The following is a 21,099-nucleotide window of genomic DNA, read 5'->3' as shown; positions in this document are numbered from 1 at the left end:
TGCGACGGGTGACGTCGGGTCTTGTGATGTCTTCCTGACCATTCTAAGGTTAATTTTAGAACTCGGGAGATCCGAAACTGCTGAGTTTCGTATATGCTGTCCCGCATGACCCAGACTTCCCCTTCTCCCTCGGTCGCGCCGGCAGCGCCGGACGGCGGCGGTCCGCACTCCCGGCGCTGGTGGACGCTCGTCACCGTGGCGATGGCCCAGCTCATGGTCGTGCTCGACTCGACCGTCGTCAACATCGCCCTCCCGTCCGCCCAGGCGGACCTCGGCTTCTCCAACGCCGACCGGCAGTGGATCGTCACCGCCTACTCGCTCGCCTTCGGCAGCCTCCTGCTGCTCGGCGGCCGCATCTCCGACCTGATCGGACGGAAGCGCGCCTTCATCATCGGCCTGATCGGCTTCGCCGGGGCCTCCGCGCTGGGCGGCGCGGCCGGCACCTTCGGGATGCTCGTCGGCGCCCGGGCGCTGCAGGGCGCGTTCGGCGCGCTCCTGGCCCCGACCGCTCTCGCGGTGCTCACCACCACGTTCACCGTCCCGAAGGAGCGCGCCCGCGCCTTCGGCATCTTCGGCGCGATCGCCGGGGCCGGCGGAGCGGTGGGCCTGCTGCTCGGCGGCATCCTCACCGAGCAGTTCAATTGGCGCTGGAACCTCTACATCAACGTCTTCATCGCCATCGCGGCGATCATCCTCGCGACGGTCTTCGTCACCGCCGGCCACCGCACCGGCCCGCGGCCGAAGCTCGACATCCCGGGCACGATCCTGGTCTCGGGGGCGCTGTTCTCGCTCGTCTACGGCTTCGCGAACGCCGAGAGCGACGGCTGGGACTCGCCGCTGACCTGGGGCTTCCTCGCCGCAGCCGGCGTGCTGCTGATCGCCTTCGTGCTCTGGCAGCGCAAGGCGGCGCACCCGCTCCTGCCGCTGCACATCGTCCTCGACCGCAACCGGGGCGCCTCCTACAGTTCGATCCTCATCGCCGGCTCCGGGATGTTCGGCATCTTCCTGTTCGTCACCTACTACCTCGAGACGACGCTGAAGTTCACACCGATCCAGACCGGCCTGGCTTTCCTGCCGATGATCGTCATGCTGGTCATCGCCGCGCAATTCTCGACCAACCTGTTCGTTCCGCGGTTCGGGCCGAAGGTCATGGTCCCGATCGGCATGGTGATCGCGGGCTCCGGGATGCTGCTGCTCACCCGCCTCGGCGTGAGCGCGAACTACGGCACCGAGATCCTCTCCGCACTCATGGTCATGGGCGTCGGCATGGGCTCGATCATGCCGGCGGCCATCCAGACGGCGACCCTCGGCGTCGACCGCCACTTCGCCGGCGTCGCCTCGGCGCTCGTCAACACGAGCCAGCAGGTCGGCGGCTCGATCGGCACCGCGCTGCTCAACACGCTCGCGGCGACCGCACTGACCGACTACCTGTCGGCGCACCTGCCGCCCACGCCGCACGTCATCCAGGAGGCGGCGGTGCACAGCTACTCGACCGCGTACTGGTGGAGCGCCGGGTTCTTCGCCTTCGGCGCGGCGTTGTCGGCGCTGCTGTACCGGCGGCGCCGACCGGCAGTGGAGGCGGGCGCGGCGGCGTCGGCGACCGAGGCGGAACCAGTCGTCGCGCACTGACTGCGCGCCAGGCGACGGCGTGGCCGGCCGTCGCCTGGCAGTCCCCTGAGTGCGGGTGTACTGTGCGGGCCGACCGGTCTACTGTCCACCTTCGGTCTGCGTTCTCTTTCCGCGCGGACCGCGGAAGGAGTCCCGTGGCCCTCAACCTGCCCCTGCCCCCGCACCTCAGCGTGCGCCTCGATCCCGACGCGACCGGTGAGCTGCTGGTCGACGGGTCGCCGGAGTGGTTCTCCGAGGCGACCACCGAGCGGTTGCGGGAGGTCGTGCTCGGGCGCGTCGGCGAGATCGCTGCGAACGCCGGGCACCCCGTGCAGCTGACGGTCTCCGACGAGGAGGGCGACTGGCTGCTGGTGGTGCACCCGGACGGCTCCATCGGCGACGAGGAGGAGCTGGCCGCCGAGAGCATGGCCGAGCCCGTGCCGTTCGCCGATGTGCGCAACGCCGCACATCATCCGGAGCCCGCCGCGTTCAACGACCTGCTCGGCGCCGGCGGCCGCGAGGCCGATCCGACGCCGTTCACCGACTTGCTCGGTTCGTCGAAGCCGACCGCGCCTGTGCCGCTGCCGGTGGCTCAGCCCGAGGCGCAGGGCCGGCCTGCTCCGGCCAAGCCAGTGAGCACCTCCCCCGTCACCCGGCCCGAGCCCGTCGAGCTGGTGCCGCGCTCGCCCGAGCGGACGTCGTTCCTGCACGTGGAGAAGCCGCGCCCCGACCTGGCGCGTTCCGGTTTCCGCGGCGCGCTCTCGCGTGCGGGCATCCCGATGTCGCCATCAGCGGCGGAGCTGAAGGAGCGCGAGGAGTTGGACGCGGTGAGCCGGCACTGGGCCGGCCCGCGCACCATCGCGATCGTGAACGGGAAGGGCGGCGCCAACAAGACGCCGACCACCGCATTGCTGTCGGCCGTGTTCGCCCGCAACGGCGGCTCCGGCGTGCTCGCCTGGGACAACAACGAGACTCGCGGCACGCTCGGCTGGCGCACGGAGCAGGACGACCACGACGCGACGCTCCAGTCGCTGCTGCCCGCTGCGGACCAGCTTCTGTCGGCCGAGGCCCGCAGCGCCGACATCGGTCACTTCGTCCACCACCAGAACGCGGACAAGTACGACGTGCTCCGCTCCAACCCGACGATGCTGGCGACCCAGCAGCGCATCTCGACCGCCGACTTCGACCGCCTCCACCAGGTGGCGACGAAGTTCTACCGCCTGGTGATCATCGACAGCGGAAACGACGAGTCGGCCGAGCGCTGGCTCCGGATGATCGACCACACCGACCAGCTCGTCATCGCGACGACGGCCCTCGGCGAGCACGCGGAGGCCGGCGCCCTCCTGCTGGAGGCGCTGATGCAGCGCGACGCGCAGTCGGCCCGCCTGGCGCGGGACGCGGTCGTGATCGTGTCCCAGTCGGAGCGCACCGGCCCGGAGTCGAACGTGACCCGCGTCGCCAAAGGGTTCGAGCCGCTGGCTCGGCGTGCGGTCACCATTCCGTTCGACCCGGAGATGCACGGCGGTCGGCTGGCGTTCGACACGCTGGCGCCGCGGACGCGGAGGGCGTGGCTGCACGCGGCAGCGGCGGTGGCGGAGGGGCTGTAGGGCACTACCTCCCCCCGAACCGCGCCCTCGCCTCCGGCGTCACCGGGGTGAAGAAGTTGATCACCGTCCCGTCCGGGTCCCGGAACAGCATCGAGCGGTTGCCCCACGGCAGCGTGGTCGGCTCCATCACCAGACCGCCGGCGAGGGATGCGATGCGGTCCCGCTCGGCGTCGACATCGTCGACCAGGAACTCCAGCATCAGGCCGGCGTTCGCGCGCGGGGCGACCGAGGCGGCGGCGAAGCGGTCCGTCAGCGCGGTGGCGCTGATCGCGATCGCGCCGCGGGACGTGACGAGCTCGGCGAACTGGTCGTTCGCCCAGCGTGCGGGGACGCCGAGGGCCTGTTCGTAGAACGCCACCAGGCCGGGGACGTCGTCGGTGGGGAAGCGGACGGATGCGAAAGACATGGGAGTCTCCTAACGGCTATGTCAGTCAGCTTATATAAGTTGACTGATACAGTGCAAGACATGCCCGAGCAGAACATCCACGGCCCGCGCGACTTCGGCGATCGGCTGACCTACCTCGTCCGGCGCATCGACGGAGCGCTCGCGCACCGCCTCGACCAGCGGCTGCGCGACTACGGGCTCACCCCCGCGCAGCTGTCGGCGCTCGCGCAGCTCGATGTCGAGCACCCCGGCACCCTGACCGGCGCGCAGCTCGCCGACCGCTCCGGCGTGACCGCGCAGTCGATGTCCGCGGCGATCGCACGTCTTCTGGATCGCGGGCTGGTCAGCCGGACGCAGAGCATGGTACACGGCAGGCGGCTCGACGTCTCCCTCACGCCGGCCGGAGCCGAGCTCCTCCGCACCGTCCAGCACGAAACGCTGGACGCCGAGGCCGCAGTCGACTTCGGGTTGGACGACGACGAGCTCGAACAGCTCAAGCAGACACTACGGCGCGTCGCGCGCGCCCTCGGCGTGTTCCTGCCGGCCGAGCACGCGGGAGGGCGACCGGAGCGGCCTCAGCGGTAGTCGTACACCCGCTTGTACTTGCCCTCGCTCCGCGGCAGCTCGCCCGGCTCGGCGAGCGCCACGTCCACGGTCGTACCGATGTGCACCTTGATCTTCTGCCGGAGCACCTGCGTGGCCGCTTCGCAGACCTCGCGGTCGAGCTCGGGATGACGCTCGATCCGCACGGTGAGCGCGTCCATCCGGCCGTCCTTGCGCAGTTCGAGGATGAAGTGCGGCGTCAGCGTCTCGATGCCGAGGACGAGCTCCTCGATCTGGGTCGGGAACAGGTTGACGCCGCGCAGGATGATCATGTCGTCGTCGCGACCGGTGATCTTCTCGATGCGGCGCAGTGCCGGGTAGGCGCTGCCGGGCAGCAGCCGGGTCAGGTCGCGCGTGCGGTAGCGGATGACCGGGAACGCCTCCTTGGTCAGCGACGTGAAGACCAGTTCGCCGGTCGTCCCGTCGGCCACCGACAACCCGGTCTCGTGGTCGATGACCTCGGGCAGGAAGTGGTCCTCCCAGACGTGCGGGCCGTCCTTCGTCACGACCGACTCGCTTGCGACGCCCGGGCCCATCACCTCGCTGAGCCCGTAGATGTCGACCGCGTCGAGGCCGAGGCGGCGCTCGATCTCGGCGCGCAGCTCGTTCGTCCACGGCTCGGCGCCGAGGATCGCGACCTTCAGCGACGTCCCGCGCGGGTCGAGCCCTGCGGCCTCGATCGCATCGGCGATGGTCAGCAGATAGCTGGGCGTGCACATGATCGCGTCCGGCTCGAAGTCGTGGATGAGCTGCACCTGCCGGGCGGTCTGGCCGCCCGACATCGGGATGACGGTCGCGCCGAGCCGCTCGATGCCCGCGTGCGCGCCGAGACCGCCGGTGAACAGCCCGTAGCCGTAGGCGTTGTGGACCTTCCAGCCCGCGGCGACCCCCGCGGCCTGGAGCGAGCGCGCGACCAGGCCGGCCCAGCGGTCGAGGTCGCCCTGCGTGTAGCCGACCACGGTGGGTCTCCCGGTCGTCCCGGACGAGGCGTGGATGCGGCGGACCTCGTCCATCGGCACCGCGAACATCCCGAACGGGTAGGTCGACCGGAGGTCCTCCTTGGTCGTGAACGGCAGACGGACGACGTCCTCCAGCGACCGGATGTCGCCCGGGCCCACACCGGCGGCGTCGAACTTCGCCCGGTAGAGCGGCACGTTCTCGTAGGCGTGCCGCACCGTCCACTGCAGACGCTTCAACTGGAGGTCGCGGAGCTCGTCGCGGGTGATCGCCACAGGGTCGATCTCGCCCAGGTCTGGGGCGGCAGGGGCCGGTGTCGTCGTCGACATGGTGTCCTTACGGTGTCATTCGGTCGTGCCGCCGTGCTCGACGGCCGACCGGTTGGTGGTGAGCGAGCGGCCGCGGAACTCCGCGACGACGTCGCCGGTCTCGTCGGTCACGGTGACGTCGTAGACGCCGGTGCGGCCGACCACCGTGCGGCGCACGGCCCGCGCGGTGAGGGTCTGACCGGCCCGGGTCGACTTCAGGAAGGCGATGTCGGCGCCGGCCGCGACGGTCACCCGCTCGTCCTCGTTGCAGGCGATCGCGAAGGCGGTGTCGGCGAGCGCGAACACCAGGCCCCCGTGCGTGATGGCGAAACCGTTGGTCATGTCCTCGCGAACCGTCATACTGACGATCGCCTCGCCCGGCTCGTCCTTCTCGACCACCATGCCGAGGGCCGCGGAGGCGCGGTCCCGGAGCATCATGGGCCGGAGTGACGCTGAGCTCCTGTGCGCACCACCCACGGAACCTCCTCGTTCCTTACCGATCGTTCAGTAAATAGTGGCATCGAGGGTGCTCCGGCGCAACAGCGGGTCCCGAAGTTCACCCGCGGGACGGATCACGACACGGAAAGCACGCGGTGTCCACGGGCCGGAAGCACGACCGGCTCGGCACTCACTGCGACGCCGTCGAGCACGGGACGCAGCGTCACCGGGTAGGGAGCGACGTTGATCGCGACCACGGCGGCGGCCTCCTCGTTCGCGACAGGGACGGCGACCGCACCGACGCGATCGGCCCCGAGCTCCAGGCGCTGTCGCGCGCCGACCGTCGCCAGCAGCGACCGCCAGAAACCGGCGTGGACGGGATAGTCGGCGCCGAGCACGATTGCGACCCCGCCTCCGGACGTCTCGACGCGCATCGCCGCCGGGAGGCCGCTCCCGGACTCGCGCAGCAGCGTCTCGCCCGCCCCGGCGAGGAGCTGGGCCCGGGTCACGCGGACCTCCCGCTCACCGTACTCGGCGAGCGGGCCGACCGCCCGGACGCTCGGGAAGTACTGCCGGTCGGCGTGCATGCTCTCCACCACGACGCCCGCGCCGGTCACGCCGAGCGCGTCGGCGAGGACGGTGCACGGCGAGCCGTCGACGTCCTCCGCGGGGAGGTCTCCGGCGAGCAGCAGGCGGCCTCCGGTGGCGAGGTGCCGGGCCAGGAACTCCTGCACGCCGCGGCCGAGCTCGCGCCCCGTCGCCAGGACGATGAGCTCGCGGTCCCGCCCGTCCCGGGTGTCGGCGGGCGCGCCGGCGCTCCACGCCGCGTCGCTGCCGGCGGCGGCCTGCAGATCGAGCGCCCGGAAACTCCAGCCGCCGAACACGAGCGCGCGGGCGAGGGTCTGCCGCACACCGAGGCCGCGGTGCCGCTCCCGGTCGCGCACCTGCTCCGCGCGACGAGCGGCCGCGGGATGCCGGTACTCGGTGAGGTAGTGGTCGGCGACGAAGCCCAGCACCAGATCGTCGGTGAGCTGGGTCGCTGTCGCGAACAGCGCGGCGTGCTCCCCCACGGTGCGCGCCGCCTCCACGACGCCGTCGAGCCCCGCGGACGGCTCGCCCTCCGGCCCGAGCGGCGCCGCGAACCCGTGCCGCTCGCCGGTGAAGGAGATGCGGTCGTTGCCGTCGCCCACGGGCTCGTCGAGCAGCGGGTTCATCCCGCCCGCGAACAGGTAGTAATTGATCAGCCGGGTGCCCTGCGCCACGTCCAGCAGCGTCTTCAGCACCGTCGCCTCCGGCGAGACGAGCTGGGCGAGATCCTCGCTGTAGTCGCCGCTGCCGGCGTCGAACTCCAGCGCGGTCAGCGGCTGGTCGGCATCGTTCACGGCGGCGGTGAAGGCGTTCGCGACGTAGAGGTCGGCGGCGTCGGTCACGGTCAGCTCACCGAGGTACATGTCGGTGCCGCCGGCGACACCCGGCCTGCCGCGGTACGCCTGCGCGAGCTGACTGATCCCGATCGGGAACGTCAGTCCGCGGCCGGCATCCGTTCCGTGGACGTTGATCAGCAGCGGCGCGGTGATCCCGGCCTCCCGCGCCCAGTCCTCCAGTCGCTGCAGGTATGCGGCGTAGCGGCTGCGCACGAAACGGCCGAGCTCCTGGTGCAGCGCGAGCTCCCGGTTGGTGCCCGCAGCACCGGTGCGCGGGTCGAGGTCGTCGCCGGACCACTCGCCGAACGCCCGCAGCGCTTCACCGGTCAGCGTGGGGGTGTTCGACACCCAGTCGAGCATCCCGACCTCGTTGTCGAGCTGTACGGCGATCACCGGACCGCCGTGCTCGCGCTGCCGCTCGGCGATCACCGGCAGCGCCTCGGCGAACCAGGCCGCCGACTCCGCCAGGAACGCCGGGGCCAGGTAGTCGAGCGAGTGGGTCGAGCCCGGCTCCCCGTCCCAGCCGAGCTGGCGCAGCTCGGGATGCTCGCGCAGCACCCGGAACGGGATGCCCTCGTTCTTCAGCTCGGCCATCTGGAACGGCCCCGGCCGCGCGATGAACCACAGCCCGAGCTCGGCGCAGAGGTCGATGAAGGCGCCCAGATCGCGCTCCGGCCGCGTCGCCCCGGTGAGGTCGACCGTGCCGTCGGGCAGCTCGTGCCAGATCCACGGGATGTACGACGCGACGGCGTTGAGCCCGGCGTCCCGGGCCGCCCGGAGGCGGTCCGCCCACTCGCGGCGCGGCACCCGGAAGTAGTGCACCTCCCCGGCGAGCACCATCCGGGGCTCGCCGTCGATCAGGATGCGCGATCCGGCCAGGCGGGTCGGGAGTCCGGGCACCGTGCTCACAGCCCGTTCTGCCGCGCGATCGAGCCGAGCCGGCCGAGCGACGGCTTGGGGGTGCGCTCGAAGGTCTCCAGATCCACCCCGATGAGCCCGAACGTCGGCCGGTACCCGCTGGCCCATTCGTAGTTGTCCAGGGCGCTCCAGTGCAGGTAGCCGCGCACGTCCACCCCCTCGGCGATGGTCTCGTGGATGGCGCGCAGCGACGCCTCGGTGTAGTCGATGCGGCGGCGGTCATCGGACGTCGCGATGCCGTTCTCGGTGACCATGATCGGGGTGTGCCCGCTCTTCTCCCACGCCGAGCGGATGCCGTCGGCGGCCGCGTGCGGGAAGTATTCCCATCCGGTCAGCGTCGTCTCGGCGTCCTCCGCGACGGGACGCGGCCCCTCCGGCCCGATGAAGGTGCGGGTGTACGCCTGCACGCCCACGAAGTCGTCACCGGCGGACTCCTCCAGGTACCAGTCGTCGCGCGGGTAGCCGTACTCGTGCAGCATCTCGGCCGAGCCCGGCTCGTCCGTGGGGATGAAGTCCTGTGTGGCGATCGTCCAGCCGCTCTGCAGGCCGGTCACGGACGACAGCACTTCGCGCGAGCGCCGGTGGGAGGCGAGCAGCGCGTCGGCGACGTGGAGGTCGGGGTTCGGGAGGCCGTAGGCGACGAGGTTCTCCGCCTTCTCCCCACCGGCCAGCATCGCGGCGATGTTCGGCTCGTTGATCGTGCATACGTAGCGCACGCCGTCCTGGAGGATCGGCAGGACGGTCTCCGTGTAGCGCGCGAACAGGTCCGGGGCCTCCGGGTTGCGCCAGAAGCCGGCCGCGTCCATCCAGCGCGGCACGGTGAAGTGCATCAGCGTGACGACCGGCTCCAGGCCGAGGTCGAGGCACGCGTCGATCATCCGCCGGTAGTGGTCGAGGTTCGCGCGCGAGACGAAACCGCGCTCCGGCTCGATGCGCGCCCACTCCACCGAGAAGCGGTAGCTGTTCAGGCCGGCGTCGGCGAGCAGCCGGAGGTCCTCCGGGTACCGGTTGTAGTGGTCGGCGGCGTCGCCGCTCGGCTCCACGATCGGCGTGCCGGGCGCGTGCTCCATGACCCACCAGTTGCTGTTGACGTTGTTGCCCTCCACTTGGTGCGCGGCGGTCGCGGCGCCCCAGAGGAAGCCGTCGGGAAAGGTGAGCACAGAGTTCTCCTTGGTGTTGGTGGGTCGGGAGCGGTGTCGTCGGTCGGGAGTCGGGTCGGGAACGGCAGGTCAGCCCCGCGACGGCGTGGGCACCGCGTCGAGGAGCCGCACCGTGTAGTCGTCCTGCGGGCGCTGCAGCACCTCGGCGGTGTCCCCGCGCTCGACCACCACGCCCTTGTCGAGCACCATGATCCGGTCGGTGACGAGCCGCGCGCTGAGCAGGTCGTGGGTGATGTAGAGCATGCTCACCCCGCGGGTGCGGCGCAGCTCCTCCAGCAGCGCGAGCACGCCGGCGCGCAGCGACATGTCGAGCATCGAGACCGGCTCGTCGGCGATGATCACCTGCGGGTCGCTGGCGAGCGCCCGGGCGATGACCACACGCTGGCGCTGGCCGCCGGAGAGCTGGTGGGGCAGCCGGGTGGCGTACTTCTCGACCGGCGTGAGCCCGACCGTCTCGAGGAGCTCGAGCACGCGCATCCGGGCGGCGTTGCCACGCAGGCCGGTGAAGTTCTCGACCGGCCGGGTCAGGATGTACTCCACGGTGTGCAGCGGGTTGAGCGCCGCGTACGGGTCCTGGAACACCATCTGCACCTCCGAGTGGAGCTGCTTCAGTGCGCGCCGGCCGCGGAGGGTGTCGATGCGGACGTCGCCGAACGCGATCGTGCCCGAGGTCGGCCGCTCCACGCCGGTGATCATCTTGGCGATGGTCGACTTGCCGCTGCCGCTTGCGCCCACGAGCGCCATCGACATCCCGGGCTCCAGAGTGAAGGACACGTTGTCGACGGCGCGCGTGGCGCTGCCGCGCCGCCCCTTCGGGTAGATCTTCACGAGGTCGGAGACCACGATCGGCTCGCGGGCTCCGATGCGCTGGCGCGCGGCGTTGCCCGTGGTCCGCGCGCCCGAGACCGCGGCGGTGACCGGCGCCGGCCGGGCAGCGCCCTCCTGCCGCCGCTCCAGCCCGGGCACGGTCACCTCGGCGGCGCGCGGGTCGCCGTAGTGGCTCAGCAGCATCTGCGTGTACGGGTGCTCCGGCGCGTTCAGGATGCGGGCGCTCGGGGCGTCCTCCACGATCACGCCGTCGTGCATGACCAGCACACGCTGCGTCGCCTCCAGCACGACACCGAGGTCGTGGCTGATCAGGATCGCGGTGAAGTTCTCCGACGCTTGGAGCTGGCGGATCGTGTTCATCACGGCGTGCTGCACGAGCACGTCGAGAGCGGTGGTCGGCTCGTCGAACACCATCAGCCGCGGCTCGAGCGCGAGGGCCAGCGCGATGGAGACGCGCTGGCGCATCCCGCCGGAGAGCTCGCCGGGATAGCGGGAGAGCGTGGACTCCGGAAGCTCCACCTTCGCGATCAGCTCCTCCGCGCGGGCGGCCCGCTCCCGCGGCGGCACGTGGCCGTGCGCGGCGAAGATATCCAGGAAGTGGTTGCGGATGGTGCGCACCGGGTTGAGCGCGTTCATGCCCGACTGCAGCACCATGGCGAAGCCGCCCCGGCGCTGGGTGCGCACCTCCTCGATGGAGAGCGCGGCGATGTCGGTGCCGTCGAACAGGATGCGGCCGCCCGCGATCCGCGCCGGCGGCTTGGACAGCCGGGTCAGCGCGTAGCCGAGCGTGGACTTGCCCGACCCGGACTCGCCGACCAGGCCGACGAACTCGCCCTGGTCGAGCTCGAAGTCGACGTGCTTGACCGCCTCGAACGAGCGGCCCTTGTCCTCGTCGTAGACGACGGACAGATCTTCGACCTTCAGCAGACTCATCGTGCTGCCTTCCTCTCGCGCAGACGCGGGTTGCTGAGCCCGTCGACCCCGAAGTTGATGAACGTCATGGAGACGGCGAACAGCGCGATCATGAAACCGGGCGCGAAGAGCTGCACCCACTGGCCGGTGAGCAGCACGTTGCTGTTCTGCGCCCAGAAGAGCATGGTTCCCCAGCTCACCGTGTTCGGGTCGCCGAGGCCCAGGAACTCCAGGCCGGCCTCCGCCAGGATGGCCGCCGTCGCCGCGCCGAAGAAGCTCGCCACGATCAGCGACGTCATGTTGGGCAGGATCTCCCGGAACACGATCCGGCTCGGGCTCTCGCCGCTGAACTTCGCCGCGGTGACGAAGTCGCGCGAGCGGAGGGTCTGCGTCTGCGAGCGCAGCACACGGGCGCCCCACGCCCAGCCCGTCACCACGACGACGAACACGATCACGGCGATACCGCCGTTATGCAGGTACGCGGCGATCACGATCATGAGCGGCAGCGACGGGATCACCAGGAACAGGTTGACGACGAAGCCGACCCCCTCACCCCAGAACGCCCGGACGTAACCCCAGCTCAGCCCGACCAGGATCGCGACGATGGTGCTCAGCAGGCCGGCGACCAGCGCGACCGAGACGGACACCCTGGCGCCCCAGATGAGCTGCGACAGCACGTCCTGGCCGACGCCGGTGGTGCCGAGCAGGTGCGCGGCGCTGCCGTCCTGATTGTGCGGGAACGACGTGTCGTGCGGGTCGTAGGGCGCGATCAGCGGCGCGAAGATCGCCATCAGGATGAAGAGCAGCAGCAGGACGACGCCGAAGCGGGCCTTCGGCTCGGACCAGATGGTGCCGACGGCGCGCCCGAGGACGCGGAACGGGTTCCAGCGTTTCTGCTCGCTCGCTGCGGCGGCTGCGACCTCCGACGCGCGGACGGACGTCGTGGTCGGTGGCTGTGTGAGCTGTTCTTCGTGGGTCATCGTCTTGTCCTCGGGTCGAGCACGCCGTACAGGATGTCCACGAGGAAGTTCGCGATCAGGACGCTCACCGTGATGATGAGGAACAGCGCCTGCATCAGCGGGTAGTCCTGGTTGGTCACCGCGTGGAAGAGGAGGAGGCCGACGCCCGGGTACGCGAAGACGGTCTCCACCAGGAGGGAGCCGCCGACCACGCCGCCCAGCACCATGCCGAACGAGGTGAACTGCGGCAGCAGGGCGTTGCGGGCGGCGTAGCGCAGCGCGACGGTGCGCGTGCGCAAGCCGTTGGCCTCCGCGAAGGTCACGTAGTCCTCGCCGAGCGTGTTGACCATCGTGTTGCGCATCCCGATGATCCAGCCGCCGAACGCGGTCAGCAGGATCGTCAGGCCCGGCAGGATGCCGTGGTACAGCGCGTCGGTGAAGAAGTCCCAGCTCCAGTTCGGGGTCGCCGTCTGCGAGTACGCGCCGCTGGTGGGGAACCACCCGGCCACGTAGCCGAGGAAGAACAGCAGCAGCAGAGCGATCCAGAAGTACGGGAACGCCGAGAGGAACTGCCCGCCGACGGTCGGGACGGTGTCCAGGGCCGTGCCGCGCTTCCACGCCGCCAGCACGCCGAGCAGCGTCCCCAGCACGAACGCCAGAATCGTGACGGTGCCGACCAGGACGAGCGTCCACGGCAGCGCCGCGCCGATCAGGCTGGAGACGGACTGCGGGAAGTAGCTGAACGACGGCCCGAAGTCGAAGTGGACGATCTGGTTCAGGTACGTCACGTACTGGTCCCAGAGGCTGCCGGTCGGCACGCCCAGCTGGGCTTCGATCGACGCGCGCATCGCGGGCGAGACCGGGCCGTTCTGGCTGAGCTTGGCGATCGCCGCGTCCGCCGGCGAGCCGGGCATCAGTCGCGGCAGGATGAAGTTGACCGTGACGGCGGCCCACAAGGTGAGGACGAAGAGTCCCAGCTTTCCGAGCAGATAGCGCACGACGACCTCCTTTCCGTTTTCGGGGAGGCGGGATCGGGGCCGGTCGCGGACGACGCCCGCGACCGGCCTGCGATCACTTCGCCTTCGTGAGGTGGGTGAGGATCAGCAGCGAGTTCTCCGTCCAGGTGGCCGGAGTCGCGTACGGGTCGCTCGCGCTCGGCCAGCCGGTGAAGCTCTTGTCGCTGAACAGGCCCCAGAGGCCGCCGTAGAACATGCTGATCACGGGGACCTTGTTGTACATGACCTCCTGGAGCTGGTCGATGTACTTCTTCTGGTCGCTCGTGGAGGTGGCCGACCGGAGCTGCTGGAGAAGGTTGTCCACCTGCGGGTCGCTGAACCGCTCGAAGTTGCCGGAGGCGGAGGTGCCGACCGGCTTGACGAACTCACTGCTCATCAGCGTGTTGAAGTCCTGGTACACGCTGCCGGCGCCGCCGAACGCGCCCATCAGGAGCTGGAAGTCGCCGTTGTTCTGCGCCTGCGTGTAGGCGGCCGGCTGCGGCTGGTCGATCGTGACCTGGATCCCGATCGCCTGGAGCTGCGACTGGACGGCCTGCACACCGCGCAGCCAGTCCGTGTAGCCGTTCGGCGTGGTGATCGTGAGAGCGAGCTGCTGCCCGGAGGCATTGACGAGCTTGCCGCCCTGCTGGGTGTACCCGGCCTTGGCGAACGAGGCCAGCGCCTTCTGGGTGTCCTGCGTGATCATGCCCTGATCGGGGAGCGACGAGTTGAGCCACTGCTGCGCGTTCGGCAGGAGCAGGCCGTTCTGGCCCGCGGCCTTCACGTAGCCTTCCTCGGCGTCCTGCGCGATCTTGTTGCGGTCCAGGGAGTAGCTGAGGCCCATCCGGAAGTCCACGTTGTTGAACGGGGCCTTGGTCAGGTTCGGGATCAGCGAGATGGTGCCGCCGGGCGGGAACCAGTACTTGTTGTGCTGCTTGTTCGCGCCGACCCAGGTCTTGTCCACGTTGTCGATGAACGAGTAGGCCCAGTCGTAGCCGTTCTTGACGAGCTGGAGGCCGGTGTTGGAGGCCGGGAGCACCAGCTTCTCCGCCGCGACCTTGTCCGCCTGCCAGTACTTGGTGTTCTTCACCATCGTGTACTGGTTCGGCGCGAAGGTGCCGACGACGTACGGGCCGGAGGCGACCGGTTTCTCATTGGTCCAGGTCACCGGGTCCTTGACGGTCTTCCAGACGTGCTCCGGGACGATGATCTGCTGGTCGATGATGCTCGCGGCGGGGACGTTCGGCGCCTTGAGGTGGAACGTCACGGTGTCGCCCGACGAGCTGATCGTGTCGATGTTCTGCCACTGGCCGAGCAGGTCGAGCGCCGAGGTCTTCTTGATGAGGTCGAACGTGTAGACGACGTCCGCCGGGGTGAGCGGCGTGCCGTCCGACCAGTTCACGCCCTTGCGGATCGTGAACTGGATCGTCTTCGGGTCGACGACCTTGTCGCCCGTCGCGAGGAACGGCGTGGCCTTGCCGTCGATGGAGTTCACCACCTGGAGGGGCTCGTACATGTAGTGCGCGCCGGTGCGCGCGTTCGGGGAGAACGGGTTGAAGTTGCGGACGAACGTCGGGTTGCCGCCGTCTGCCCCGAAGAGGAGGGAGCCGCTGGCGGCCCCCGAGTTGCCGCTCGACCCGGAGGTCTGGAGGCTGCAAGCGCTCATCGCGAGCAGTGAGGCTGCTGCGGCGACGGCGACGAGTGAACGCCGGAGGCGCGTTCTGGACTTGTTCATCGCGGTGTGGTCCCTTCAGTCGACAATGACTTGGTGCTCCGCCACTGTAAGCGCATACGAAAAGTCTTTCAACCCCACCCGAAATAAGTCTCCCCGTGCCAGAATGAGATTCTGACAACGGATTCACAGATGACTTCGGGGGAAAACGTGGCGAGAAAACCGACGGTGTACGATGTTGCCGCGCACGCGGGAGTGTCCATCGCGACGGTCTCCCGCGTCCTCACGCGACCCTCCGATGTACGCGCATCCACCCAGGAGCGGGTCCTCGCCGCGGTCCGCGAGCTCCGCTACGTGCCGAGCGGCAGCGCCCGCGGTCTCGCGGCCCGCCGCACCGGCGTGCTCGGCCTGTTCCTGCCCGGCGTCGACGCGGTCGAAGACCTGAGCGACCCGGAGCTCGGCGACACCGCCACGGTGGAGGTCCGGCGCGACCCCGCCCGGCCCGACCACGGCATCACCGCCAACCTGTATTTCGAGGAGGTGCTGCGCGGCTGCGAACTCGAGGCGTGGCGGCAGGGCTTCTCGCTGATGATCTGCGTCGGGCGCGGCCGCTCCCCGGAGAGCGTCGAGCTCACCCTGAACGATCTCGCAGGCAAGGTCGACGGCCTCGCCGTCATCGCCCAGAGCGCTCCGCACGACGTCTTGAAGCGCATCGGGGAGACCATTCCGGTGGTGTACCTCGCCGGCCAGCGCCGCGGCGACCACTTCGACCATCTCACGGTGCGCAACCGGGAAGGCATGCGCGCCCTCACCGAGCACCTCATCGACGACCACGGCATCCGCGACCCCGTGTACCTGACCGGCCCGTTCGACTCTCCCGACGACGCCGAGCGCTACGCCGGCTTCGCGGACGCGCTGGAGGGCCGCGGCATCAACCCGACGGCGCTCCCGGTGCTGCACGGCGAGTTCTCCCGCGAGCGCGCCCGCGCGGTGGCGGAGGACCTGATCGCACGCGGCCGCCTCCCCCGCGCCCTGGTCTGCGCCAACGACCAGATGGCCCTCGGCGTCCTGGACGCGCTGCGCCCGGCCGGCGTGCGGGTTCCGGAGGACGTCATCGTCACCGGCTTCGACGGCATCGACGAGGGCGACCGCTCGGCTCCGCGGCTGACGACGGTTATGCAGCCGATGCTGGAGCTCGGGCGTGCCGCAGTCCGCGCCATGGTCGCCCGGGTCACCGACCCCGACCTGGAGCCGGTGAGCACGGAGCTGCCGGTGACGGTGCTGCTGCGGGAGAGCTGCGAGGGACCGCTGGGCTGAGCCGCCCCGATCCGGTGGGCTCGCGCGCGGGCTCGCGGCGTACGGTGCTGCCATGACCGGGAGGGCGCTGGCGGCCGGATGCGCGGCGGCGCTGCTGCTCGCCCTCGCCGGCTGCGCACCCGGCGGCCCGCCGATCGGGGGCCGGGCCTGGTGCCGAGCCGCGCGCCGACGTCTCCCGCCGCCGTGCCGTCGTCGCCCACACCCTCCCGGGCATCCCCGACTTCCCCGTCCAGCGCGATCCAGCACATCGTCGTGATCGTGGACGAGAACAAGCCGGCCCACTCCGTCATCGGCGACCCGCAGGCCCCCTACCTGACCTCCCTCGCCCGTGCGGGAGCGCTGGCCACCGCGTACTCGGCGTTGACGCACCCCAGCCTCCCGAACTATCTGGCGCTGACGAGCGGCACGACGGACGGGATCACCTCGGACTGCAACCCGCCGGGCGGCTCCTGCCTGATCACCGGCCCGAACCTCGCCCAGGCGCTCGACCGCGCCGGCCGTTCGTGGCGGATGTACGCCGAGAGCATGCCCACTCCCTGCACGACCGCGAACACCCCTCTTTACGCGGTCAAGCACAACCCGTTCCTGTACTTCCCCAGCGTGACCTCGTCGGCCGCGTACTGCGCCGCGCACGACGTCCCGTACTCCGACCTCGCGGGCGATCTCGCGTCGGCGTCGACCCTCCCGGCGTTCTCCTTCATCAGCCCGAACCTCTGCAACGACATGCACAACTGCTCGGTCGCGACCGGCGACGCCTGGCTGAAGGCGAACGTCTCGGCGATCCTGACGTCGCCGGCGTTCACGACGCAGCGGTCACTGCTGGTGGTGACCTTCGACGAAGGGGACTCGGGCGACAACGTGGTGGCGTGCGTGTTCGCGGGGCCCGCGGCACGGGCGCACACCGTCGTCGCTACGCCGTTCACGCATTATTCGCTGCTGCGCACGATCGAGGAGGCGTGGGGGCTGGCGCCGCTGACCGGGGCGGATGCGGGGGCGGTGGTGATGACGGGGATGGTGGGGTGAGGGGACGCTTTCGACGGCGGCCCTCACAGAATCCACGCCCCCTCTGGCGCGTCGCCCCCGCACGTGCTTGCGTAGTCCGCATGGCAGCGGTGAAGCGCGTGATCGTCTTTATCCAGGAGAACAAGACAACCGACTTCTACTTCCCCTCCCTCGCGGAGTGGGGCGCCGAGGTCGCCGACCACGGGAGTCTGCGCACCAGCGCGCCCGACTTCGACCAGCCTCACGACCGGAACGCGTGGGTGCACTATGCGATGGGCGACTACCCGGCCGAGCCCATGCAGCTCGACAACGACCAGGTCATCCCCTATTACAGCTGGCTCGCCAAGAACTTCGTGTTCAGCGACCACCATTTCGGCTCGGGCTCCAACTCCACGCCCGGCCACATGCTGGCGGTGGGCGGCCAGATGCCGACGCTCAAGAACCCGCCGTTCGTGGGCGCCCACCCGGTCTGGGACATCCCCTCGATCTTCAGCGTCGCGCAGAAGGCCGGCGTGAGCTGGGGCGCATTCCCCGACCAGGGCGGCTACCCGGTCAAGTTCTACACGACGACGTCCACCGCGCCGGGGACGAGCGAGGTGCACCCGCCGTCCCAGTTCATCCCGATGGCGAAGGGCGGGACGCTGCCGGACGTCTGCTACGTCTGGTCGCCTGCCGGCTACGACGAGCATCCGCCCGCGACGCCCGCGCCCGACTACGTGACCAAGGGGCAGGGGCTCGTCTGGCAGCGCGTGCAGGCGGTGATCGACGGCGGCGGCTGGGACGAGACGGTCTTCATCCTGACCTGGGACGACTGGGGAGGCTACGCCGACTCGGTGCCGACGCCGGCGATCGAGACGGTGCCGGACGCGATACACCCGGACGGGTTCCAGGTCATCGGCGGCTCGCGCATCCCGCTGCTCATGTTCGGCGGCGCGGTCCCCCAAGCGATCGACCCGGAGTGGCACTCGCACGCGTCCATCCCGAAGACCATCTGCGACCTGCTCGGGCTCGGCACGTTCGGGGTGCCGCGCGTGGACGACGCACCGTCGCTCGCGCACCTGGTGCAGCCGGGGCTCGGGAGGCCGGTGCCGCCCGCGCCAGGGAGCGCGATCACGCAGCCGACGCCGCCCAGCCCGCGGCCGGCACCGGTCGCGCCCAAGCCGTGGCCGGGACCGCTCGGGCAGCCGCTTCCCGCGTTGGTCACCCTCGACGGAAGCACCGTCCCGGCCCCCATCGACGGCAGAGTGAACCCGAAACCCCCGAAGCCCCCCGTCGCGCCGCCGGCGTAGCGCGTCGCGCCGCCTGCGTAGCGCGCCGAGCGCGCCGAGCGCGCCGAGGATTCCGCACGAATCGCGGGAATGGCGGCCGGTTTCCCGACATTCGGGCCGAATGTGGGCGCTACGCGGCCGCCGAGCTGCGGCAGACGAGGACGTTCATCCGCGCGCGGCGGGTGAACCCCAGCCGCTCGTACACCGCGACCGCCCGCTGGTTCCCGGTCTCGACGTGCAGGAACGGCCGCTCGCCGCGGTCGAGGATGCCGCGCATGACCGCGAGCATGACCTGGACGGCGAAGCCACGGCCGCGCCACTGCGGGTCGGAGCAGACCGCGCTGACCTCGCACCAGCCGTCCGGGCGCATCCGCTGGCCCGCCATCGCGGCGAGACGGTCGCCGACGCGGACGCCGTGGTAGCCGCCGAAGTCGATCGTGCGCGGGAGGAAGGGGCCCGGCCGGGTGCGCTCGACAAGGTCGACCGCGTCGTCGACGTCGGCCTCCCCCAACCGGACGAGGCGCGCGTCGTCCCCGAGCGCGGGCGCCGTCGGGAGGTCCGCACCTTCGAACACGTACTGGTAGCAGTCGTGGCCGCCGACGGCCTCCCAGCCTGCCGGCGCCGCGTCGGCGAACACGCCCAGCGTCGCGCCCGGCCCGACGAGATCGGCGAGCCGGGCCCAGTCGGCGTCGCTGCCGTGGTCGGCGACGGACGCGAACGGCGACATGTCCGGCAGGTAGCGGCGGGCCCGGTCGTCCCCGACGGCGAGGGCGGCGTGCGGGCCGGTGAGGGCGTTCCAGGCGGGGTCGTCGAGCACGTGCATCCCCTCAGCCTCGCACACGCCGGCTCGCGGAGGCGTACTGTCTGGGTCAGCGTCGCGCCGCCCGAGCACGACGCGTGAGAGGGAGACGTATGAGTAGGGCCGCGATCGTGGTCAACCCGGTGAAGACCGACCCGGAACGGCTGCGGGAGGCCCTGGCGGCCGCCGAGCGCCGGCACGGCTGGGAGGACACCCTCTGGCTGGAGACGACGGCGGAGGACCCGGGCACCGGTCAGACCCGCCAGGCGATGGAGGAGGGCGTGGACGTGGTGATCGCGGCCGGCGGTGACGGCACCGTGCGCACCGTCGCCGAGGAGCTGCGCGGCACCGACACCCCGCTGGCGCTGCTGCCCTCCGGCACCGGCAACCTCCTCGCCCGCAACCTCTCGCTGACCCTGGACGACGTCGAGCACGCCCTCGACACCGCGTTCGACGGCACCGAGCGGGCGATCGACGTCGGCATCGCCGAGCTGCGCGACGGCCGCGACGGCACCGAGCGCCGCGCCTTCCTGGTCATGGCCGGGCTCGGGATGGACGCTCAGATGATCGCGGCGACCGACGAGGACCTCAAGGCGAAGGCGGGCTGGCTCGCCTACGTGCATGCGATCGGCAAGGTGCTGCGCGACAAGAACGAGCTGCGGCTGCGCTATCAGCTCGACGGCGGCCGGGCCCATACGATGCACGCCCACACGGTCATGATCGGCAACTGCGGGTCGCTGCAGGCCGACATCCTGCTGCTGCCGGACGCCGCGATGGACGACGGCATCCTCGACATCGTCGTGCTGCGCCCGGAGGACGTGCTGGGCTGGCTGCGGATCGCCGTCAAGATCTTCTGGGAGAACGGCGTGCTCCGCCGCACCACGGTCGGCCGCCGGTTCCTGCGCGACGACCACGAGGTGCACGCGATGAACTACCTCAAGGGCAAGGAGATCGTCCTGACCTCCAACCGTCCGGAACAGGTCGAGCTCGACGGCGACCTCTTCGGGGAAGTGAGCTCGATGCGGGTCCGGATCGACCCCGGCGCGCTGCGGGTCCGGGTCCCCCGGGAGTGAGCCGCCACCTCCCGTGACGCGCCGCGGGGACGGACGTATGCTTATGGTCCCCGTAGCTACGGGTATGGGGAAAACACGCCAGAGCCCGGCCGAGCGATCGGTCGGGCTCTGGTGCGTTCGGCTCTGCGAAACCCGCTGTTGCCAAGCGCGGATTTCCGATGCATGATGCAGCCGAAGGCAGGTGTTTTCCAGCCTGACCGGAGTTCGCGCGCGGCTGCCGGATTCCCGCTGTTACGGGGGTTTCCGCGGACGCACCGGGGCTGCGCGCGAGCCTCGGGCCCCGCGCCGCCGGCGAGTGGGTACCATGCGTCGCATGCCCATCACGCTCGACAACGTCGGCATCGCCGTACGCGACCTGGAGGCGGCGATCGCCTTCTTCACCGACCTCGGTCTGGAGGTCGTCGGCCGCGACACGGTCAGCGGCGAGTGGACGGACACCGCCGTCGGCCTCGACGGAAACCACGCGAACATCGCCCTGCTGCAGACGCCCGGCGGCCAGGGGCGCCTCGAGTTGTTCGAGTACCTGCACCCGGATCCGATCGAGACCGAACCGACCCTCCCGAACGAGATCGGCATGCACCGCGTCGCGTTCCAGGTCGACGACATCGACGCGGCGCTGGAGGTCGCGGCGAGGCACGGGTGCCATCCGCTCCGCGGCGTGGCCGACTACCGGGACGTGTACAAGCTGACCTACCTGCGCGGGCCGAGCGGCATCCTGGTGATGCTGGCGGAGGACCTCACGAAAGGCTGAGCGGAAGCCGTCCGGCCCCCAGCGAAAACACTCCTTACGCCACCCCAACCGACAGCGGCGCTCGTTCCGTAGCGCACGCGGCCGCGCCGCCGCATCCTGGATCCAGAACAATCCA

18 protein-coding genes are annotated in these 21,099 nt (G+C 70.5%); 8 read left to right on the top strand and 10 right to left on the bottom strand.

All coding sequences use genetic code 11. The features are described from left to right. Window positions 1–105: 105 nt before the first annotated feature. Complete coding sequence (locus tag ACR5MH_RS19525) at window positions 106–1,629, top strand: MFS transporter (RefSeq protein WP_431348699.1); 1,524 nt, start codon at window positions 106–108, stop codon at window positions 1,627–1,629. A gap of 134 nt (window positions 1,630–1,763) precedes the next feature. Beyond that, window positions 1,764–3,215, top strand: coding sequence for an AAA family ATPase (locus ACR5MH_RS19520; protein ID WP_431348698.1), 1,452 nt, complete (start codon window positions 1,764–1,766; stop codon window positions 3,213–3,215). 4 nt (window positions 3,216–3,219) lie between these two features. Here ACR5MH_RS19520 and ACR5MH_RS19515 read toward each other — a convergent pair whose 3' ends face one another. Next, a complete protein-coding gene (locus ACR5MH_RS19515) occupies window positions 3,220–3,621 on the bottom strand; it encodes a VOC family protein (RefSeq protein ID WP_431348697.1) in 402 nt (133 codons plus the stop codon). 60 nt (window positions 3,622–3,681) lie between these two features. Between ACR5MH_RS19515 and ACR5MH_RS19510 the strand changes: the two genes are divergently transcribed. Then, window positions 3,682–4,185: a MarR family winged helix-turn-helix transcriptional regulator gene (locus ACR5MH_RS19510; protein WP_431348696.1), complete on the top strand. Its 504-nt coding sequence runs from the start codon at window positions 3,682–3,684 to the stop codon at window positions 4,183–4,185. Here the strand turns inward: ACR5MH_RS19510 and paaK are convergent. From paaK to ACR5MH_RS19470, 8 genes are all read right to left on the bottom strand, one after another. Continuing rightward, entirely contained in the window at window positions 4,176–5,489 is a 1,314-nt protein-coding gene (gene paaK / locus ACR5MH_RS19505; protein ID WP_431348695.1) for a phenylacetate--CoA ligase PaaK, read from the bottom strand. The genes ACR5MH_RS19510 and paaK overlap by 10 nt on opposite strands. A 15-nt stretch (window positions 5,490–5,504) precedes the next feature. Next, complete coding sequence (gene paaI, locus ACR5MH_RS19500; RefSeq protein ID WP_431348694.1) at window positions 5,505–5,906, bottom strand: hydroxyphenylacetyl-CoA thioesterase PaaI; 402 nt, start codon at window positions 5,904–5,906, stop codon at window positions 5,505–5,507. Between the two features lie 134 nt (window positions 5,907–6,040). Continuing rightward, window positions 6,041–8,239: a beta-galactosidase gene (locus ACR5MH_RS19495; protein ID WP_433862080.1), complete on the bottom strand. Its 2,199-nt coding sequence runs from the start codon at window positions 8,237–8,239 to the stop codon at window positions 6,041–6,043. After that, window positions 8,236–9,408, bottom strand: a complete 1,173-nt coding sequence (locus ACR5MH_RS19490; protein WP_433862079.1) for a glycoside hydrolase family 1 protein — start codon at window positions 9,406–9,408, stop codon at window positions 8,236–8,238. Before ACR5MH_RS19490 ends, ACR5MH_RS19495 begins: the two co-directional genes overlap by 4 nt. 69 nt (window positions 9,409–9,477) lie before the next feature. Continuing rightward, entirely contained in the window at window positions 9,478–11,169 is a 1,692-nt protein-coding gene (locus ACR5MH_RS19485) for an ABC transporter ATP-binding protein (protein ID WP_431348692.1), read from the bottom strand. Continuing rightward, window positions 11,166–12,128 (bottom strand): ABC transporter permease, encoded by a 963-nt coding sequence (locus tag ACR5MH_RS19480; RefSeq protein ID WP_431348691.1) that lies wholly within the window; start codon window positions 12,126–12,128, stop codon window positions 11,166–11,168. Before ACR5MH_RS19480 ends, ACR5MH_RS19485 begins: the two co-directional genes overlap by 4 nt. Further along, complete coding sequence (locus tag ACR5MH_RS19475) at window positions 12,125–13,105, bottom strand: ABC transporter permease (protein WP_431348690.1); 981 nt, start codon at window positions 13,103–13,105, stop codon at window positions 12,125–12,127. The genes ACR5MH_RS19480 and ACR5MH_RS19475 overlap by 4 nt, the downstream gene beginning before the upstream one ends. A 73-nt stretch (window positions 13,106–13,178) precedes the next feature. Next, window positions 13,179–14,837, bottom strand: a complete 1,659-nt coding sequence (locus ACR5MH_RS19470) for an ABC transporter substrate-binding protein (RefSeq protein WP_431348689.1) — start codon at window positions 14,835–14,837, stop codon at window positions 13,179–13,181. A 129-nt stretch (window positions 14,838–14,966) separates the two neighbouring features. Here ACR5MH_RS19470 and ACR5MH_RS19465 point away from each other — a divergent pair, with 129 nt between their 5' ends. The 3 genes from ACR5MH_RS19465 (at window position 14,967) to ACR5MH_RS19455 (ending at window position 18,382) form a co-directional block, all read left to right on the top strand. Then, complete coding sequence (locus ACR5MH_RS19465) at window positions 14,967–16,091, top strand: LacI family DNA-binding transcriptional regulator (RefSeq protein ID WP_431348688.1); 1,125 nt, start codon at window positions 14,967–14,969, stop codon at window positions 16,089–16,091. 183 nt (window positions 16,092–16,274) lie between these two features. Next, window positions 16,275–17,114, top strand: coding sequence for an alkaline phosphatase family protein (locus ACR5MH_RS19460; RefSeq protein WP_433862078.1), 840 nt, complete (start codon window positions 16,275–16,277; stop codon window positions 17,112–17,114). Window positions 17,115–17,194: 80 nt separating this feature from the next. Next, the gene (locus ACR5MH_RS19455; RefSeq protein WP_431348686.1) at window positions 17,195–18,382 is read left to right on the top strand and encodes an alkaline phosphatase family protein; all 1,188 of its coding nucleotides are present in this window, start codon (window positions 17,195–17,197) and stop codon (window positions 18,380–18,382) included. 109 nt (window positions 18,383–18,491) lie between these two features. Here ACR5MH_RS19455 and ACR5MH_RS19450 read toward each other — a convergent pair whose 3' ends face one another. Further along, window positions 18,492–19,184 carry a GNAT family N-acetyltransferase gene (locus tag ACR5MH_RS19450; RefSeq protein ID WP_433862077.1) on the bottom strand — a complete coding sequence of 231 codons (693 nt, stop codon included), beginning with the start codon at window positions 19,182–19,184 and terminating at the stop codon, window positions 18,492–18,494. Between the two features lie 89 nt (window positions 19,185–19,273). On the opposite strand from ACR5MH_RS19450, the gene ACR5MH_RS19445 reads away from it, so the two are divergent. Both ACR5MH_RS19445 and ACR5MH_RS19440 read left to right on the top strand, forming a co-directional pair. Next, entirely contained in the window at window positions 19,274–20,233 is a 960-nt protein-coding gene (locus tag ACR5MH_RS19445; RefSeq protein ID WP_431348683.1) for a diacylglycerol/lipid kinase family protein, read from the top strand. Between the two features lie 313 nt (window positions 20,234–20,546). Continuing rightward, window positions 20,547–20,984: a VOC family protein gene (locus ACR5MH_RS19440; RefSeq protein WP_431348682.1), complete on the top strand. Its 438-nt coding sequence runs from the start codon at window positions 20,547–20,549 to the stop codon at window positions 20,982–20,984. Window positions 20,985–21,099 lie beyond the last annotated feature (115 nt).

Source organism: Streptomyces sp. L7, assembly GCF_050990935.1.
In the GTDB taxonomy this organism is placed as follows: domain Bacteria; phylum Actinomycetota; class Actinomycetes; order Actinomycetales; family Microbacteriaceae; genus Leifsonia.
This window is presented reverse-complemented; position numbering and strand designations above follow the sequence as displayed.